The sequence below is a fragment of the Bacillus altitudinis genome (assembly GCF_001191605.1).
In the GTDB taxonomy this organism is placed as follows: Bacteria; Bacillota; Bacilli; order Bacillales; family Bacillaceae; genus Bacillus; species Bacillus altitudinis.
The window spans coordinates 456,355-476,061 of the sequence record NZ_CP009108.1 but is presented as its reverse complement, the minus strand read 5'-3'; the positions used below and the strand labels follow the sequence as shown (position 1 = coordinate 476,061).

Below are 19,707 nucleotides of genomic sequence, written 5' to 3'. Positions count from 1 at the left end.
CTCACAGCTGCTTCGTCTGATCTTTTACTTGCTCAGGATAGTAGCGCTTTTTCCCTTTGTTTTCTTTTAATACGGCAAAAGCGTACTTTGGAATATTCAGCATTCGTTTCCATCTCCACGGATTGACAATGAGTCTGTACAGCCATTCCGTATTTGTTTTAATCATCCAGCGTGGTGCACGCTTCACCGTTCCGCTAAATACATCAAAGCTTCCACCTAAACCGATGCAAACAGCTTGCGGGAACAAATGACGGTATTCATAAATAAAGTTCTCTTGGTTTGGATAACCTAAAGCAACAAACACCATATCTGCTTTTGAACGAGCAATTTGTTTTGCCACAAACCGTTTATCCGCTTGATAACCATCACAGCTCCCTGCAATCACCACATTCGGATATTCCGTATCAATTCGCTGTTTGACAGCCTCGAGCACTTCTTCTTTCGCCCCATATAAAAAGATACTTTTAGATTGCTTGTTTGCAAGATCAAGCATAGACATAAACACATCAAAACCTGCAATTCTTGATTTCAATGGACTTTGCGTCATGCGTGACATCAACACAACACCTACACCATCCGGCAGTACATAATCCGCGGAAGAAACCACTTGATGATATGCATCATCCTTCATGACAGCATAGCCGATCTCTGGATTCACTGTCGCAATCATGGCGCCTCTTCTCTGGGAAATATGATGCTGGTTGATATAGTTAATAAATTCATCTAAGTCACCATTTACATAAGAAAGGTTAGAGACCACTTCTGTTTGCATTGTTCAGACCTCCTTTTTCATTTTGTTATCTATGAAACGTTCATTGTAAATTCATTCTTCGCCTACTCATCATTTTATCACAGTTGCTCCATGAAATATTAACAATAACTTTACAATCCTTTAAATTTCGTGACATTTTGATAACTTCATATGGAAGGTGCTTCATAAAACATTGATTTTTCGGACTTTACGTTCCGTGCCCATTAAATTGGAAATAGTTTGTCTTTACATCTGCTTAACGTTTGTTAGGCGCTGTGATATAATGAGGTTCCGAAGAGCGAAAAACACGATCGAAGATAATAGGATTACGGATAAACATTACTGCTTGAAGCAGTCGAATAAGGAATGAAGAAAGGAGTTTATGTTTGCAATGAAGAAAGTTATTACTTACGGTACATTTGATTTATTACACTGGGGGCACATTAAGCTGCTAGAGCGTGCAAAGCAGCTTGGAGATTACTTAGTGGTAGCCATCTCGACAGATGAATTTAATTTACAAAAATCCAAAAAGGCTTATCATAGCTACGAGCATCGAAAGCTGATTTTAGAAACCATTCGTTATGTAGACGAAGTCATTCCAGAAAACAGCTGGGATCAAAAAGTCCGCGATGTACAAGAGCATGACATTGATGTCTTTGTCATGGGAGATGACTGGGAAGGTAAATTCGATTTCTTGAAAGAGCATTGCGAAGTCGTTTACTTGAAGAGAACAGAAGGTATCTCGACAACTCAAATTAAGGAAGAAATTGCGGGACTTTAATAGATCGAAAAAAAGTACTTCTTATCTTTTGGTGAGAAGTGCTTTTTCATGTAAAATACAATGAGCAAGTTATCATGATTTTTAAGGAGAGCTTCCTTTGTTTCAAAATTGGATGAAGAAAAAAGTTGAAGATACATTGGATCAACCTGAACAAAATGAAACGATGACATTAGTTGAAATTCCTGACATGGACTACTACTTTATTGTAGGTGACGTACCAAATGAGGAAGACGGCTTAACGAAGTCTTTAAAAGCAAGAATAGAGCCATTGGCTGAGAAACATAAACGTACTGCGATGTTAACTTTGAATTTCGATGTAAATGTGAAGGAACGTATTCGCCGCTTGGAGGAGACCTTTCATCCTCAAATTGACATCCTGAATGTATTTGAACATTACATTCTGCCAGAGAGCGGAAGTAAAAGGTATTATTCGGAGTTTATTGCGGGTGAAGTACCTCAATCCATCAATGAAGCAGTTATCCCGGCAGATACATCGACCATTCAGGTGACGAGATATGAACTGCCTTCTTCCCCAATCTGTATGATTGATCAATATAATGAAGAGCAGCAATTAATGAAGAGAGAAGAATACAATTGGCAGGGAGCTTTACGCAGAGTTCAAAGCTTTGTTCCTCATACAGGTGCTCTCTATTTAGAAGAATTGATCAAGGACGATGGCAGCATTTTTATGGAGATCATCTATGCTGGTGATGCAAAAAAGAATCCAGTCCGTCACATTAATTGGTATAAAAAAACAGGAATTCAAACATTTACAAAGAAGACGGATATAAAACAACAATGGCTATCCAGCATTCAATTACAAAATGACCGGTTAAAACTGATGGTCACAGAGGACCGGGACCAGGACCGCCACTTGTTTAAAATAGATCAACCGGAATCAACTTATTATGCTGCTTTTGTGCATGAAGCCCATTATGAGGAAAATCCGCACCATATCAATTCTCAATATGGAGAATTATTTAAACAAATAAGAAAACAGCAAGTGGATGCCGTCTTCTTTGGCGATACTAAGCATAAAGAAGATGTTGAGAAGGTTTTAGGAGAACAAACTTATTTCTACCATGTGCCTTCTGATGAAATGTCAGCTTGGAAAACAGTACTTCATCAGATGCTGGAAAACCGTATACGTAAAGATGAGCTGAGAAAGATCGTGGATCGCACGAAATGGGTGCTGCATGATCTTAGCTCTGAACACCATGTTCTTCATCTTCAGCTTAAGATGACAGACGAAATGAGCCAAGCGGATCATGTGGAAATTGATTTTGCAGGATATGATCGAGTGAATGGAGCTGAAATCATTTCTCAAACAATTGATGAGAATGATCAAGTCAGTTTCCCAATTGGTCATTTTCAAACAAAGAAAAACATCGAAACCAACCAAACAAAATTTGTGGATTTTTACATCCGCTTTAAAACAGAAGAACTTCAAGAAGTTTTGCAACGTCTAGAAGTAGAGGGAGAGCTCCTTACCAATAAACCATCTTCAATTGATGGTTGGTCGTATCAAACGAAACAGGGGAACTATTCTTGGAAAGTAAAATAATGATACAAATAACGGTAAGATTTTTGAACAGAGGAGATTAACGATTAATGATTGAAGAGGGAATCCATAAGAAGAGTGTCGTTGAAGGTTTAAAAAATCATCATGAAAAATTGGAAATGCTCGTTCGCATCTACGATGACATGCCATTAGCAGATAGAGAGTTTTATCTGTTTATGAGGGAAAGGGTCTCAAAACAAGAACTATTCCTCCCGCTTGTTCATCAAGAAGAGAATCTATTCAAATTGGTACTGAGTGAAGCATCGCTTCCGCTTGCGTTAGAGCAAGGCCAGACATACAACTTATATGTCACGGACTATCTGAGCGCAAACAAAGAAGAGGACGAAGACGAGCTCGAAGACTCAGCCTATGATTCTGATTCGGAAGAAGAGGATGAAGACGCAAAAGAAGCGGATACCAGCGCGACTTCCGAAATAGAAGAAAAAACACCATATTATAAACGTCGTTTGAAAATGGAAATTGAAACGCCAGAGCTGACATTTTTAGAAGATAAAGAAGCGCTGTTGTATGTTATTCCATATCGTACAGACAAAGGCAATGCTTCATTGAAAATCAAACGGGAGCTCAAAGTTGTGAAATTCCATCATATCGAGCTCAACAAAGAATGCACGCTATCTTTATCTGGGTATGCAGGCGTTCTAAGTGCAGAGCATCCTTATCAGATCAAAGAAGTAAAGCTTCTATTGAAGAAAAATGGTGAGGAACCAGTTGAGCATCGTTTTCCTGTCAAGATGACACATAAAAAAGATGAAGTCATTCAATATCGTGACGACCATCAAACACCACAACTGTATCAATTTTCAGCAGAAGTTCCTTTAGAGGAGTTAACTTATTCCTTAAACAAACGGTTTGTCTATCGCTTCTATTTTGAGTTTATTTGCGATGTTAACGGAGTGGAAGAAACGTTAACAACAACTTCTTTAGTGCTTGGAGATCGTTCAAACAAACTCAAAGGACTTGTTCAAATTCATAAAAGAAACGATGTACCGATTCGATATGAAGTGTACAGAAAGAAAAAAAGACAAACTTTAGGCATCCGAATTAATGATTACACCATGAAGACACGTGCTAAGTACTACGTAAAAAGCAAGTGGAAGAAATTCAAGAAGCAAGTGGGTAAGATTAAAAAAGTTCGCAATCGCCTTGTGACAAGTACTTTCCAAACGACCTTTACACTGGCGAGTAAACTGTCTGTCAAAAAGAAAACCGTTATTTTTGAGAGCTTTAATGGGAAACAATTCAGCTGTAACCCGCGTGCTATTTATGAATATATGAAAGAAATTCACCCTGAATATACGCTGATCTGGAGTGTTAAAAAAGGTCATGAAGCACCATTTAAAGAAAAAGGCATCTACTATATCAATCGTCTGTCATTGAAATGGATTTTTGCAATGGCAAGAGCTGAGTATTGGGTCGTAAACAGTCGTTTGCCGCTATGGGTTCCAAAACCAGAACACACCCAATACTTACAAACATGGCACGGCACGCCATTAAAACGACTGGCGATGGACATGGACGAAGTGCATATGCCTGGAACAAACACGAAGAAGTACAAAAAGAATTTCACGAAAGAAGCATCGAATTGGGATTATCTGATTTCTCCTAATGCATACTCGACCGAAATTTTTACCCGTGCGTTCCAATTCCAAAAGACCATGATTGAGTCAGGATATCCGAGAAATGATTTCCTTCACAATCAAAACAATGAAGAAACAATGAGAGCGCTCAAACAAAAAATGAACTTGCCGCTTGATAAAAAATTGATTTTATATGCACCGACATGGAGAGACGATCAATTTTATAAAAAAGGGCAGTACAAATTTGATTTAGACCTTGATCTGCATGAGCTACGAGCATCTATCGGAGAAGAATATATCATCATCCTTCGTATGCACTATTTAGTAGCGGAAAACTTTGATCTCGGACCATATGAAGGCTTTGCCTATGACTTCTCTCATTACGAGGACATTCGAGACCTTTATATGATTTCCGACCTACTCATTACAGATTACTCTTCCGTGTTCTTTGATTATGCAAACCTTAAACGTCCGATGCTGTTCTATGTACCAGACATCGAAACATATCGTGACAAGCTCAGAGGATTCTACTTCGACTTTGAACAAGAAGCACCAGGACCACTTGTAAAAGAAACATCACGCGTGATTGAATGGGTAAGAGAAACAGAACAGCCGACATTTACATTACCACCTTCATTTACGCCGTTTTATGAAAAATTCTGCTACCTAGAGAGCGGAGAGTCATCGAAGCGTGTGGTGGAAGTAGTGTTTTCTGAAAAATAGTAAAAAAAGTACCGTTCCTCTCATGTAGAACGGTACTTTTTTGTTTTTTTTATTCCATTGTACACATATTTAAAAGTAATGGTAAAAATAAAAAAACATAGAAATTTAACAGTAAACATGCTAAATTTAGATAAGATTATCCGGTATTGTAAATATGCTGAAAATAATATAGAGGTGCTTCAATGTACAAACTTTATCATAATTTTATAGAAATTCTAAATTTTGATGAACATAAGCTAGTAATATATATTGACGAAATAGAGAAGTTGTCCACTTTTGAATTTAAAGAGTTAAATGTAAACGATTCAAAGTGGATTTGTAAAATTGATGTAAAGGATCAAATGATTTTTGAATCCACAATAGATCATTCTAATGAAATGATTTATCTCTATGCTAAGGATCAAAATTTGTATATCTTGAAAGAAAGCTCTGACATGATTCAGCCAAAACAAATACATTCAATTGAAATTAACAATCAATTTGAAAAAATCTATGTTAAACAATTAGGATTAGACCGCTATGGCTTGTACAGTGGAGAAAAGGAACTGTTGTTATTCTCAGGGCTGCTAAATGTAGATGAGATCAATCAAAATTACAAAATGGATTTAGCCATTGATGGAGAAGAAAAAAGATTTGTGGACATCTCCTTTATCATATATGGTCTTTTCCACTTTGTTATTACGTACGATTGTCAAAATAAAGAACTAAATGTTAGAAAAATCTTGTTTGATGTGATGCAGGAACATAAAGAGATTGAAGTGACTGTAAATAACCGTAATCAAATCAAAATTCTAAATAAGGTAACTGAGCAAAAGAAAATCGTCAACTTTAGACTCGTTCCTACATATCAGCCGCTTAAGATTTTCGGTAAAGATACATTAGAGCAATTCAAAGAAGATAACATTCTTAATATTCTAGTGATAAATAAACAAAGATATTACATATATGTAAGAACAAATGGTGTTTATTTAGTAAGAGGAAATCCATATCTTGTCACAAAACACACTTCTAGATTACGTATTTTTAGTTTGTTTAATAGCTTCTATGTTTATGGAAGACTGACTCATTACGCATATAATTCAGACCAGAAGTATGAATATCTTTATATTAGAAACTCTGAGCACCAATTGGCGAAATTTACAAGACCATTTAGAAAGATCAAGTTTCTGAAAAGATATGGCTTCTTTAAAATTTCGTTAAATGATCTTGATTTAGATAGCAGAATCCACAATAACTTGTTCGTAGGAAATGATCACCGGATTATCCATAGTTTAAGATTGAAAAAAAGAGATAAAAAGGTTAAGACATATATCACGAAAAAGAATGGGGACAAGCTACAAGTACTAAGAACAAATCTTTTTGGAAATGTCACGTCAACTATTATTCCTTATTCTGAGGAATATTCTTTATTTAGTAAGGTCAAAATAAAAGTAGCGAGCATTTTATCATCGTTTTATAAAGACAAAAAATATGGTGTCAATTTGTTTTTTGAGAAAAAGAGTGACAAAGCAGATGAATCAGCTATTAGGGTTTATGACTATGTTCAAGAGAATTGTCAAACAGACTCAAAGAATTACTTTATTCTCAATAAGAAATCCAGTGCATATCCAGCATTGAAGGCGAAATATGGAAAAGGAATCATTCCGAAATATAGTCTGAGACACTATTTAAGTATTTTTAATGCCAGTTATTTTATTTCAAGTGAGCTATCTAACCATGTTCTGAATGATAGACTATATATTGATCATCTTAGAGAGAGAATCATGAGTGTTCCGCTCGTATTTTTACAGCATGGCATTATGTTTGCTAAGCCAGTTGATAATCCAATGGCTTTTGGATTCCATAAAGACAAGAACCAATACAATATTTATAAATCAGTCATCAGCTCTGAATTAGAAGCCGGTGAGTTTTATAAAATGAACTATGACCGTGATGATTTAATTTTGACCGGGCTTGCGACCTTTGACCATGCAAAGTTAGTAAAGGGTGCAGATAAGATTGCCTTCATGCCAACTTACCGATATTGGGAAGAGGGGCTTATTTATACGAATAGAATTGAGGAAACCTCTTATTATAGAGTTCTAATTAAAATCATTAAAAGCTTTGAAGAAGCAGGCTTGCTTGATCGTCTTTTACTTGTACCGCATAATAAATTTTCACAATATGTGTATCAGAATTTACCGCAGTATAAACATATTATTTCTGATAACCCTTCAGAAGCGCTAAAAGTGTCGAAAGTGTTTATTACAGATTATTCTTCTGCTATTTATGATGCGCAATATAGAGGAGCCTACCCGATCTTTTATTGGGAAGAGAAAGATTACTTAATTAGACAGTACAAGGCCATTCCGCCTGTGAACGAAGAGAATGCACCAGGTCCAATTGCATATAACACTCAAGACCTGATTCGTATTGTCAAACATGCAATCGATCATCAGTATGTGGTAGAAGATGAGTATAAAGAAAAATATTTGAAGATCAATAGCTTTAACGATAATCAAAATACAAAAAGAATTACTGATTTCTTAAAAGAGCATCAAATCATCTAACATCTGAGGGGCCCCCTGAATCTACGATCGCAAGGATTCAGGGGGATTTTTAGTTTCTTGAATAAATGATACGACTTTTGTTATAAGATGAAATGTGAATCGTTATCTGTTACAATTATGAGCGGTGCTTTTTAAAAAAGTGATCCCAAAAACTTATATCTAAGGAAGATTAGAATGAACGCAATGTTGACGATACTGAAGGAGCAAATCAGCTCATTTTCGCTGATTATGCGACTTGCTGTTTATGAAACAAAATCAAAATATCAGATGAATTATTTAGGTGTTTTATGGCAGTTTTTAAATCCATTGATTCAAATGCTGGCTTACTGGTTTGTTTTTGGTTTAGGCATTCGCGGAGGACAGCCAATTGTCATTGGAGGCATGGAGGTTCCATTTATCATCTGGATGCTTGCTGGATTAATACCGTGGTTCTTCATTAGTCCGACGATCCTTGATGGATCAAACAGTGTGTTTAAACGCATTAATATGGTATCAAAAATGAATTTTCCGATTAGTGCGCTGCCGTCTGTGGTCATCATGTCCAACTTGTTCAGCTATTTTGTCATGATGGGTGTCTATCTTATTGTGCTGATTTCTTATGGCATATATCCTGACGCGCATTGGCTACAATATATTTACTACCTTATATGTATGATCGCGTTTATGTTTTCGTTTAGTTTGTTTAATTCAACAATTAGTGTACTCGTAAGGGACTATCAATTTCTTTTACAATCAGTGACACGTTTACTTTTCTTTTTGCTGCCGATTTTTTGGAATATCTCAGAGAAGCTCACTGGAGACAAAGCATGGATAGGAGATATTTTAAGATTAAATCCTCTTTTCTACATTATTGATGGTTTCAGAAATAGCTTGTTAAAGGGAGAATGGTTCTTCCATGATGTGAAATATACGCTTTATTTCTGGCTGATTACGCTTCTTTTTTTAACAGTCGGTTCATTGCTTCATATGAAATTTAGGGATAAATTTGTCGATTTTCTTTAAAAAGTAAGGAGATTATACGATGAAACTAAAGGTTTCGTTTCGAAACGTATCCAAGCAATACGTCTTATATAAAAAGCAGTCTGACAAGATCAAAGGGCTGTTTTTTCCTAATAAAAATGAAAAAGGTTTCTTTGCCGTTCGTGATGTGTCGTTTGATGTCTATGAAGGAGAGACGATTGGTTTTGTAGGGATCAACGGTTCTGGGAAATCCACGATGTCGAACCTTCTAGCGAAAATCATTCCACCGACAAGTGGTGAGATTGATATGGACGGCCAGCCATCGTTAATTGCCATTGCGGCAGGGCTGAACAATCAGTTAAGCGGTAAAGACAACATTCGTTTAAAATGCTTAATGATGGGTCTGACAAATAAGGAAATTGACGATCTTTATGAAAAAATCGTAGAGTTTGCGGATATTGGAGACTTTATAGACCAGCCTGTAAAGAGCTATTCAAGCGGAATGAAATCCCGTCTTGGTTTTGCTATTTCAGCACATATAGATCCAGATATCCTCATTATTGATGAGGCACTGTCTGTAGGAGACCAAACCTTCTATCAAAAATGTGTGGATCGCATCACCGAATTCAAAGAACAAGGAAAGACGATCTTTTTTGTCAGTCACTCCATTAGTCAAATCCAAAAAATCTGTGATCGGGTTGCTTGGATGCATTATGGTGAACTTCGTATGTTTGATGATACGAAAAAGGTTGTGAAAGAGTATAAGGAGTTTGTTGATTGGTTTAACAAGCTTTCCAAGAAAGAAAAAAAGGAATACCAATTGAAGCACAAAGAAGGTCGAAAAGGCGTACAAAAGACAGAGAAGGTGTCTCGTTATCATGAGAACGAGAAACGACGTTCATTTTTTGGACCAGCGTTTCAAGTGACCATGATAGCTGTTTTAACCATCTTACTTGCCCTTTCAATGTTTTCGGATCGCCCGCTTCGTACACTTGCGACATTTGGTGCAATTCCTTCAGGTAAAACAGAGGCGCCCCAGTCAACGAACCATGAGACGAAAGGTGCCCCTGATGATATGAAAAAGATTGATCAACAGGCCATAGTTAAGGCAGATCCAATGACGGTTTATACAGACAGGGCCATGAAAGAAAAGGCAGACGTCACATTATCGTTTGGACAAGAAGTAAAGGCTGTGGCTAAAAATAAAAAAGCCATTCAAATCAAAACAGCATCAGAGACGTATTATGTGAAACCTGATGCGCTACAAAACGCAGATGAATTGAAACCATTATCCATCGGACCAGCACAGTTCAATTCCTACGTATCACCCGCATCTGCGGGTTCGTATGAGTACTTACTTTCTTTCCTTGGAAAAGAAGAGTCTGTGCTGAAGCAAAGAATGCAAACACTTAGCTCGGTCAAAAGTGAGCAAGGTGATACCGTTGAGCGGCTGACCACTGAGAAAACCGATTATGTGATTCAAAATGGCCAGGCAAATACGATGGTGTTCCGCGAGATCATGCCTATCTCTCCTTCAACACTTGGACTGACAGAACAGAATGTCTGGATGAATGAGAAACAAACGAAGTTCGCAGTAAAGGGCGAACATAACCTGTTTGTCATTGATAATGAACAGCATACGTTGACCATTTCAGCGACCAAATAAAAAAGCTGCCGATGCCGGCAGCTTTTTTTAATTCACTTCTTCTTTTTCAAGAAGTTGTTTCATAAATGGAATGAGTTTTTTCTTGAGCTCTTCATCTTGAAGGGCAAACTCTAGCGTCGTTTCAATGAAACCTTGCTTCTCTCCGACATCATATCGTTTTCCTTCAAAATCATAGGCAAATACACGCTGGATGTCATTGAGCTTTTGAATGGCATCTGTCAGCTGAATTTCTCCGCCTGCACCAATTTCTTGTTGATCAAGGTACATAAAGATCTCCGGCGTGAAAATGTAGCGCCCTAAAATGGCTAAATTGGATGGTGCGGTTCCTTGCGGCGGCTTTTCAACAAAGTTTTTCACTTGGTAGCGGCGCCCTTCTTGGGTAAGAGGGTCAATGATCCCGTAGCGATGCGTATCGCTGTCCGCTACCTGCTGAACGCCGATCACGGACGAAAGGGTTTTTTCATATTCATCCATTAGCTGGCGAAGTCCAGGTGTTTCGGCTTGGACAATATCATCACCTAATAAAACAGCAAAGGGTTCATCACCGATAAAGTTGCGTGCGCACCAAACGGCATGTCCGAGTCCTTTAGGTTCTTTTTGGCGGATGTAATGAATATCAGCAATATTAGAGGATTTTCTCACTTTTTCTAAAAGTTCACTTTTTCCTTTTTCTTCAAGGTTGCGCTCAAGCTCTGGCGCAAAATCAAAATGATCCTCAATGGCTCTTTTTCCTTTTCCAGTGACAATAATAATGTCTTCAATTCCTGATTCAACAGCTTCTTCAATAATATATTGAATGGTTGGTTTATCAACGATTGGCAGCATTTCTTTAGGCATAGCCTTTGTGGCAGGGAGGAAACGTGTTCCGAGGCCTGCTGCTGGTATTATGGCTTTACGTACTTTTTTCAATGAACTTTGCACCTTCCTTACATAGATAACCGATTTAATAATCAATGTTAGTTCTTGGTCGTCTTTATAAAGTGTAACTTACAAATCATAGGAAAGACAAATGATTTCACTAAAAATGATTTTTAGATAGTTTACATTTTATATGTTAAATGTAAAGGAGGGTGAATGATAACGTTAATTCAATGTAAATTTCTTTTTTATATCATTAAATTTATCCTCCAAATTGTGTATAATTGAAAGTATTATACTAGGAAAGAGGCATAAACAAGTGAAAAAACTAAATGTAATGACTATTTTCGGTACTAGACCTGAAGCAATCAAAATGGCTCCACTTGTCCTTGAACTTAATAAACATCCACAAATAAATTCAATTGTCACTGTAACAGCTCAGCATAGAGAAATGCTAGATCAAGTTCTTGAGGCATTTTCTATTACGCCAGACCATGATCTAAACATCATGAAGCAGCGCCAGACATTATCTGAAATCACATCAAATGCATTGTTGAAACTAGATCAATTATTCCAAGAGGAAAAACCTGATATTGTCCTTGTTCATGGAGACACCACTACAACCTTTGCAGGAAGCTTGGCCGCATTCTACCACCAAATTTCTGTCGGCCACGTCGAAGCGGGTTTAAGAACACACAATAAATACTCGCCGTTCCCTGAGGAATTGAACCGACAAATGACAGGCACGATTGCCGATATTCATTTTGCTCCTACAAATGAGGCGAAACAGAATCTTTTAATTGAAAATAAAAAAGAAGAGACGATTTGTGTGACGGGGAATACAGCGATTGATGCATTGCAAACAACGGTTACAGAGCAGTATCAACACCCTATTTTAGAGAAAATAGGCACAGATAAAATGATTTTGTTAACGGCTCATCGCAGAGAAAATCTCGGCCAGCCGATGAAAAACATGTTTAGAGCGATTAGACGTATTGTAGAAGAGTTTGAAGATGTTCAGGTTGTATATCCTGTACATTTAAACCCTGCTGTTCGTGATGCGGCTCAGACAGAATTCAGTGATCTTGATCGTGTGCACTTAATTGAGCCGCTCGAAGTAGTTGATTTCCATAACTTCGCTGCTGCCTCGCACTTTATTCTAACGGATTCTGGCGGTGTACAAGAGGAGGCGCCTTCTCTAGGGAAGCCAGTACTAGTGCTGCGCGATACAACAGAACGCCCTGAAGGTGTGAAAGCTGGTACGCTGAAGCTCGCAGGTACAGATGAAGAGACCATTTACAACATGGCAAAACAGCTTCTAGTCGATCAGAAAGAGTACGACAACATGTCAAAGGCGTCTAATCCATATGGTGATGGACAAGCGTCAAAACGAATTGTCGAAGAGCTTCTCCATCGTTATGGTTTAAGTGATGAAAAACCAGCCCCATTCCAATCATAAAAAAAGAAGACTACATTCCTGTAGTCTTCTTTTTTACTGCTCCAAACTATCCTTCAATTCCTTCTTCACTTTCGCTAAACTGCTGTCATCAAGCTGATAGTAATAAATATTATTGATTCGTGCGCCTGTACCTTTCAGCTCGTGCTGTTTCACATTTTGTCTTGCATCACGATAATCATTCATCATCGTCCACATGTCGTCAAAGGACATATTCGTTTTCATGTTGTTTTCAACGACTTTAAACATATCGCCGAATTTCGTAATAGATGAAATGTTAGCGCCTTTTGCAATGATGCCTTCAATGACTTGACGCTGTCTTTGCTGACGGCCGAAATCACCTTTAGGATCTTGCTTTCTCATTCTTGTATAGGCAAGGGCTTCATCGCCGTTCAGGTTAATTTCTCCTGTACCAAATGAATGGCCATCATAGCTGAAAGCAAACGTGCTGTTCACCGTAATGCCGCCAAGTGTATCGACAATGTCTTTGAAACTTTCCATATTCACTTTCACAAAGTAATCCACAGGTACATCAAGCAGTTCCTCTACTGTATCTGCAGCCATTTGTGTACCACCGAAAGCATAAGAGTGGTTGATTTTATCCATTGTGCCTTTTCCGACAATTTTTGTATACGTATCACGGGGGATACTCACCATTTCAGTTGTTTTCGTTTTCGGATTCACTGTCATGTATATTAATGTATCTGCACGGCCTCGGTCATTCTTTCTTTCATCGACACCCATGACTAAAATGGAGATCGGGTCTTTTTTACTTAAATCGACATCTTTGTCACGCTTATCTGACTTCTTTAAGTTCTCTTGAATGCCTGCGACAGTGGATGCGGCTGTATTCCAAAGATGATACGCGTATCCGCCAGTGGCTAATACGAATAAGCCAATAATCGATAAAACAATCCAAAGAACCTTCTTTTTCTTTCTTTTTCTCTCAGCTCTCATAATGTCCCTCACCTTTTCTATCATTCTTCCAAGATTATAGGTTTACGAATCTTGATAAACAAGTTATTTTTTTACTCTGAACCTAGATATAGACGTTGTAACAAAAAAAAGGTTTCAAAAAACCTTAAATTTACCTTAAAATATTAAGTTATAAGACGATACAAAGACATGAGGTGAAAAAAATGAAGAAAATCGTCGTTTTACCGTTCTTAATACTACTACTAGGTATCGTGCTCGCAGCATGTGGAACGGCTGAGCAATCCTCAGGAGAAAACAAGACAAGCAGTTCAACTCCTCAGGTGCTGGAAGAAAAAGCTGAATTTATTGGAATGGCTGATGCACATACAGTCGAAGTGAAAAAAGTGAATACGACTTTAAGCTATGAATTTACGGATAATTTTAAAGATGTATTAAATGAATTTAAACCAGGTGACAAAGTAGAAATCTCTTACTTTATCAATGACAGTGGTCAAAAAGAAATTCAGAAGATTGAAAAACAGAAGTAAAAAAAGATGGGCGGGATGAACAAAATTGAAGAAAACAGGCATTACACTTATCGTTCTCATGACACTGACACTACTAATTGCACCTTTTCAGTCTGCCATGGCCAGCTCGACAATTTCAGTAAAACTGTCTAACTATATCGGAAACAAAAACAGCATGGATTTCTCAACAACGGGGGAATACAAACTATCAGGATCAAATGTCGCTGTGACGAAAAGATACGACGGCAAAAATCGTTACGAAGTAGCCAATAGTATTGCTTCTGCAGGATGGAAAAATCCTTCAACCGTTGTGATTGTGAGCCGAGATGCTTTTGATCATGCCATTTCTGTATCGCCGTTAGCATACAAATTAGGCGCCCCAATTTTGTACACGAACATTGAAAAGCTAACGAAGACAACCGAAAATCAGTTGAAAAAGATGAATCCTGATAACATCTTAATTGTCGGGAATACGAAAAGTATTTCAACAGCTGCTGAGAAATCAATCAAAAAGTATGGAAAAGTGAGACGCATTAGTGGGAAAGACAAATTTGAAATTTCCCAAAAAATCGCCAAAGAAATGGGTAACTATAAGCAAGCAATTGTTGTCGGCGGGAACTCATTCATGAATGGGATTGCAATTGCATCCTATGCATCGAGAAAAGGATACCCAATCCTATTAACAAAAAAAGATTCCATTCCGTCTTATAAAATGCCAAGTAAAGTCATTATCATCGGCAGTACAAAAAGTACGGGACAAAAAGTAGAAAATCAAATCAAGAAAACCTCACAGGTGACACGAATCAGCGGTGCCAATCGCTATGAATTATCTGTGAATATCATTAAAAAATTAAACATTAATGCAGATAAAGTGTACTTGGCAAAAGCCTCTAGCTATATTTATGCAATGCCTTTGTCGCAATTGGCTGCAAAATCTAACAGTACCGTTGTGTATGTGAAGCCGGATTCTGTCACAGCGTCATTAAAAGCATTGCTGAAAGAAAAAGGTACATATGCTTACCATCTTGCTGGTAGCACAAGTGCGATTACAGATAGTTTAAAAAATTCTTTAGCCAAACAAGTCTATCTGAAAAAAAATCAAAACTACCAATTGAATATTTCTAACGGAAAAATTTCATTAAAAGGCATTAAGACGTATAACACATTAAGAGTTGTTCCAGAGAAATATTCAACCAAAAATGTCCTTCAAATCGCAGGGAAGCCTTACTTAGGTAACGTCAACTTTGCCATTGAATCAGGATATATCAGGCCGACTAATGAAAATATTCCATTTGAAGACTATCTAAAAGGTGTTGTGCCAAACGAAATGCCTGCGAGCTGGCATGTTGAGGCATTAAAAGCACAAGCTGTTGCCGCTAGAACGTATTCAGTGAAAAGTATTGGAAAAGTCGTACCTGATACAACAGCCTTCCAAGTATATGGAGGATATAACTGGTACACAAATTCGACAAAAGCTGTGGATGCCACAAAAGGCAAGGTTCTGAAATACAACAATCAACTTATTTCAGCCACCTATTATTCTAGTAATGGCGGATACACTGAGGCGAGTGAAGAAGTGTGGGGGAATGCACTGCCATACTTAGTCGCCAAAAAAGACACAAAAGATCCTGTCAATGCGTGGACACTGAAGTTGTCTAAAAAGCAATTAGGTACTACGTTGACTGCAAGTACAGCAGCTTCTGAGTGGTCTAAGGCAAAAGAAGCCAATGCTGCCGACCTTGCTGGTCTAAAATCATGGCTGTTGAAAAATAAAGAAACAGCTGCATCTGACATGAGAATTGCATCTATTTCAAGCCTGACATTCTCAGGAAAAACAAAAGGTCAGCGTGCGAAGACCGTTTCAATCAAGCTGAATTACCATCTGAAAAACAAAACAGGTACGTATACAGTGAACAAAAGTACAACGGCAAGTATGAAAATGACAGAGTTTAGAACAGTCATGGGCGCAACAAAGGTGAAAAGTACGTTTGCGTCAGTAAAGAATAATACAAATGATTTCACGATTTCAGGAAAAGGCTATGGTCACGGCATTGGTATGAGTCAATACGGCGCCAAAGCTAGAGCTGAATCTGGAAACTCGTATTCTTCCATACTTTCGTTCTACTATCCAGGTACAAAACTAACAAACTATTAAGAATAAAAGGAGGACTTAGAAGATGCGCTCAATGATCAAAACAGCCATCCTCAGCCTCATCGCCATTTTCGTTATTGTTCCAACAGCTTCAGCAGATAACTCGGTCTCCCGAATTGATGGTGGGAGCCGGTATGCTGTAGCAGCAAACGTAGCGAAAAAAGGATGGGGAACAGCAAGTACAGTTGTTTTAGTGGGGAAAACTGCATATGCAGATGCAACAGCAGGAATTCCACTGGCACATCAAAAAAATGGACCAGTTCTTTACACAAATAGTACAAGCCTTTCTGGAGATACAAAAAAAGCCTTAACGGCTTTAAAAACGAAGACAGTTATTGTTTTAGGCAGCACATCAAGTGTGTCAAACAACGTGGTCAATCAAGTAAAGAAAATGGGCATCTCTACACAACGTATTTCAGGAAAAAACCGATATGAGCTATCGGCAAATATCGCGAAAAAAATGAAAACGCCAGCTGGCGTCGTTGTGGTTGAAGGGTCATTCTATGCACATGGAATTGCCATTGCACCTGTAGCGGCACAAAAAGGGTTCCCAATTCTATATACAGATAAAAAGGGCCTTCGTTCTGAAATCGCTTCTGTTGCAAAAGCAAGCAATGTGAAACAAACCATTGTCGTAGGCGGAGAGAATTACGTCACAAAAGCAGCTTATAATCAATTAAAATCTCCAACGCGAATCAAAGGCTCTACTCGTTATGACGTGGCTGCGAATATTGTGAAAAAATACAATATGAGCACAAATAATACCTATGTAGGAAGAGGGTTTGGCTATGCCACTTCATCTTCTGCGGCAGGAATTGCAGCAAAGCAAAACAAAGCATTGCTCCTAACGAATGAAAAGACGCTGCCAAAGGTAACAAGAGCGACGATTAGCAGCAAAAAAATCACCAAATTTACTGTCGTTGGCAGTACAAATACAGTGACACCAACTGTCGTGAATCAATTGAAAAATCCTGTCGTTGGCAAAAAAGTATTCATTGACCCAGGTCATGGCGCTCATGATTCAGGAGCGGTAGGCTACGGATTATATGAGAAGAACTTAAACTTAGATGTAGCCAAACGTCTAAATACAAAGTTAAACAACGCAGGTGCACTTGTGACGATGTCAAGAACATCAGACACATTCGACAGTCTTCAAACACGGGTGAGCAAAGGTGCGTCAGCAAATGCAGATATCTTCATCAGTGTCCATGCGAACTCAAATGATAACAGCAGTGCAAATGGAACTGAAACGTATTATGACAAAACATATGCGGCAACAAACAGCTTGAAGCTCGCGCAAAATATTCAGCCTAAAATGGTCAGTGCATTAGGCACAAGAGACCGTGGCGTGAAGACAGCTGGTTTCTATGTGATTAAATATTCTAAGATGCCAAGTGTTCTCTTAGAAACTGGTTTTGTTTCCAGTCCAGTTGATTCAAATATTTTGAAATCTGCTACTTATAAAGATCGATTAGCGTCAGGTATTTCAAGCGGTGTTTCAGGCTATTTTAGATAAGAAAACATACAGATGAGGGGTGCCTAAGATACACCTCTTAGGCTGCTCGAGAAACGACTCTCGGCAGCCTTTTTTCAAAAGTACATGAAGTGTTTCCGGGGTGAAGGGTTCAAAACCAAGGAGGTTGACTTCATGCGTTCTTATATCAAATGTTTTGTTTTGATTGTGGTTTCACTATGTTTGTATGTACCATCTGCATTTGCGCAGCACAATGTATCGAAGATCGAGGGAAGTAATCGATATGAGGTGGCAGTTAACGCTGCAAAACGAGGCTGGTCGACAGCACCTACAGTTGTTTTAGTAGGCGGTGAAGCTTATGCAGATGCGCTAAGTGCTGTGCCGTATGCCTTTCAGCAAGGAGCCCCAGTGCTGTTAACGAATACTAGCAGTCTTTCAGGTGCAACTAAGTCAGGTCTTCAGCAGTTGAAAACGAAGCGTGTCATCATTCTTGGCGGAACCGCAAGCATTTCTCAAAAAGTCGTAGCGCAGCTAAAAGCAATGAATCTATCCGTATCGCGAATACAAGGAAAGAATCGATATGAATTGGCGGCAAACGTTGCTAAGCAAATGAAGAGTGCTGATACAGCTGTGATTGTGAATGGTTCTGCTTATGCAGACGCTGTGGCGATTGCTCCGTATGCTGCAAAACAGGGCTTTCCTATTTTATTAACCGATGCAAAAGGGCTGCGGCAGGAAACAGCCAATCTATTAAAAAGCAAAGCGGTGAAACGGACGATTGTGATTGGCGGGGAAACAAGTGTCAATCAAGCAGCCTATCAAAAGCTACCATCACCCGTGAGAATCAGCGGAGCCAATCGGTATGAAGTGGCAGCCCGAATTGCGAAAACATACCCGATGAAGACAACCCAAACGTATATGAGTAACGGCTATGCATATGCCGATGCGGCAGCTGCGGCAAGTACGGCAGCCAAGCAAGGGCAAACCCTTCTTCTTACAGACGCTCAATCAGTGCCAGACGCGATTCGTCGTGTCATTGGGACTAAAAAGATTTCAACATTTACAGTGTTAGGCGGAACATCAACCATACGAACCAGTGTGATCACACAGCTGAAAAATCATGTGTTAGGTGAAACCATCTTTATTGATCCAGGTCATGGTGCACAGGATGCTGGAGCGGTAGGAAATGGGCTGTTTGAAAAAAATGTTAATCTGGATGTCGCGTTAAAACTGCAAGCAAGGCTCAAACAAGCGGGTGCGCTGACGGTCATGTCTAGAACATCTGATACATTTGATTCCTTGCAAACACGTGTAAGCAAAGGATCACAGGCTGGTGCGGATGTGTTCATCAGCATCCATGCCAATGCAAATGATCATAGCGGTGCAAATGGAACAGAAACGTATTATGATGCGACGTATGCTTCGGCCAATAGTTTAAAGCTGGCACAAAAGGTACAGCCCCAGATGGTGAAAGCCCTTGGCACAAGGGATCGTGGTGTGAAAACAGCAGGGTTCTACGTGATCAAGTATTCAAAAATGCCCAGCATCTTGCTTGAAACGGGGTTCGTAACCAGCCCGATTGATGCCAGTATATTAAAATCAACGACTGCCAAGGAGAGGCTGGCTTCAGGAATCGCAGCAGGTGTATCTCAATATTTTGAATAAAATAGATCGGATGAATGATATGTCAAGTTAAAAATACATTTCATTTCAGGTTATTTTTGTTATAATCGAAA

14 protein-coding genes are annotated in these 19,707 nt (G+C 38.6%); 11 read left to right on the top strand and 3 right to left on the bottom strand.

Annotation, left to right across the window (positions count from 1 at the left end):
- Position 1: 1 nt before the first annotated feature.
- Complete coding sequence (locus ID12_RS02380; protein ID WP_048001918.1) at positions 2-772, bottom strand: WecB/TagA/CpsF family glycosyltransferase; 771 nt, start codon at positions 770-772, stop codon at positions 2-4.
- 370 nt (positions 773-1,142) lie between these two features.
- On the opposite strand from ID12_RS02380, the gene tagD reads away from it, so the two are divergent.
- The 6 genes from tagD to tagH all read left to right on the top strand — a co-directional run bounded on the left by tagD (position 1,143) and on the right by tagH (position 10,589).
- Positions 1,143-1,532, top strand: a complete 390-nt coding sequence (tagD, locus tag ID12_RS02375; RefSeq protein WP_008343212.1) for a glycerol-3-phosphate cytidylyltransferase — start codon at positions 1,143-1,145, stop codon at positions 1,530-1,532.
- Positions 1,533-1,629: 97 nt separating this feature from the next.
- Positions 1,630-3,096, top strand: a complete 1,467-nt coding sequence (locus ID12_RS02370; protein ID WP_050826663.1) for an alpha-glucosyltransferase N-terminal domain-containing protein — start codon at positions 1,630-1,632, stop codon at positions 3,094-3,096.
- Between the two features lie 47 nt (positions 3,097-3,143).
- Entirely contained in the window at positions 3,144-5,414 is a 2,271-nt protein-coding gene (locus ID12_RS02365) for a CDP-glycerol glycerophosphotransferase family protein (protein WP_050826662.1), read from the top strand.
- 182 nt (positions 5,415-5,596) lie between these two features.
- On the top strand, positions 5,597-7,963 hold the full coding sequence (locus tag ID12_RS02360; RefSeq protein WP_050826661.1) for a CDP-glycerol glycerophosphotransferase family protein: 2,367 nt from the start codon (positions 5,597-5,599) through the stop codon (positions 7,961-7,963).
- 174 nt (positions 7,964-8,137) lie between these two features.
- A complete protein-coding gene (locus ID12_RS02355) occupies positions 8,138-8,965 on the top strand; it encodes an ABC transporter permease (protein ID WP_008343200.1) in 828 nt (275 codons plus the stop codon).
- Positions 8,966-8,984: 19 nt separating this feature from the next.
- Complete coding sequence (gene tagH / locus ID12_RS02350; protein WP_050826660.1) at positions 8,985-10,589, top strand: teichoic acids export ABC transporter ATP-binding subunit TagH; 1,605 nt, start codon at positions 8,985-8,987, stop codon at positions 10,587-10,589.
- A gap of 27 nt (positions 10,590-10,616) precedes the next feature.
- On the opposite strand, the gene galU is transcribed toward tagH, so the two are convergent.
- A complete protein-coding gene (gene galU / locus ID12_RS02345; RefSeq protein ID WP_008343198.1) occupies positions 10,617-11,498 on the bottom strand; it encodes a UTP--glucose-1-phosphate uridylyltransferase GalU in 882 nt (293 codons plus the stop codon).
- A gap of 268 nt (positions 11,499-11,766) precedes the next feature.
- Between galU and wecB the strand changes: the two genes are divergently transcribed.
- A complete protein-coding gene (wecB, locus tag ID12_RS02340) occupies positions 11,767-12,906 on the top strand; it encodes a non-hydrolyzing UDP-N-acetylglucosamine 2-epimerase (protein ID WP_017359979.1) in 1,140 nt (379 codons plus the stop codon).
- A gap of 33 nt (positions 12,907-12,939) precedes the next feature.
- On the opposite strand, the gene tagU is transcribed toward wecB, so the two are convergent.
- On the bottom strand, positions 12,940-13,860 hold the full coding sequence (gene tagU, locus ID12_RS02335) for a polyisoprenyl-teichoic acid--peptidoglycan teichoic acid transferase TagU (protein WP_017357850.1): 921 nt from the start codon (positions 13,858-13,860) through the stop codon (positions 12,940-12,942).
- A gap of 182 nt (positions 13,861-14,042) precedes the next feature.
- Here tagU and ID12_RS02330 point away from each other — a divergent pair, with 182 nt between their 5' ends.
- From ID12_RS02330 to ID12_RS02315, 4 genes are all read left to right on the top strand, one after another.
- Positions 14,043-14,366 carry a hypothetical protein gene (locus tag ID12_RS02330; RefSeq protein WP_017357851.1) on the top strand — a complete coding sequence of 108 codons (324 nt, stop codon included), beginning with the start codon at positions 14,043-14,045 and terminating at the stop codon, positions 14,364-14,366.
- A gap of 25 nt (positions 14,367-14,391) precedes the next feature.
- Positions 14,392-16,500 (top strand): SpoIID/LytB domain-containing protein, encoded by a 2,109-nt coding sequence (locus ID12_RS02325; protein WP_008348301.1) that lies wholly within the window; start codon positions 14,392-14,394, stop codon positions 16,498-16,500.
- A gap of 22 nt (positions 16,501-16,522) precedes the next feature.
- Positions 16,523-18,013: an N-acetylmuramoyl-L-alanine amidase gene (locus ID12_RS02320; RefSeq protein ID WP_008348299.1), complete on the top strand. Its 1,491-nt coding sequence runs from the start codon at positions 16,523-16,525 to the stop codon at positions 18,011-18,013.
- Positions 18,014-18,145: 132 nt separating this feature from the next.
- Positions 18,146-19,636, top strand: coding sequence for an N-acetylmuramoyl-L-alanine amidase (locus ID12_RS02315; RefSeq protein WP_008348296.1), 1,491 nt, complete (start codon positions 18,146-18,148; stop codon positions 19,634-19,636).
- Positions 19,637-19,707: the final 71 nt, after the last annotated feature.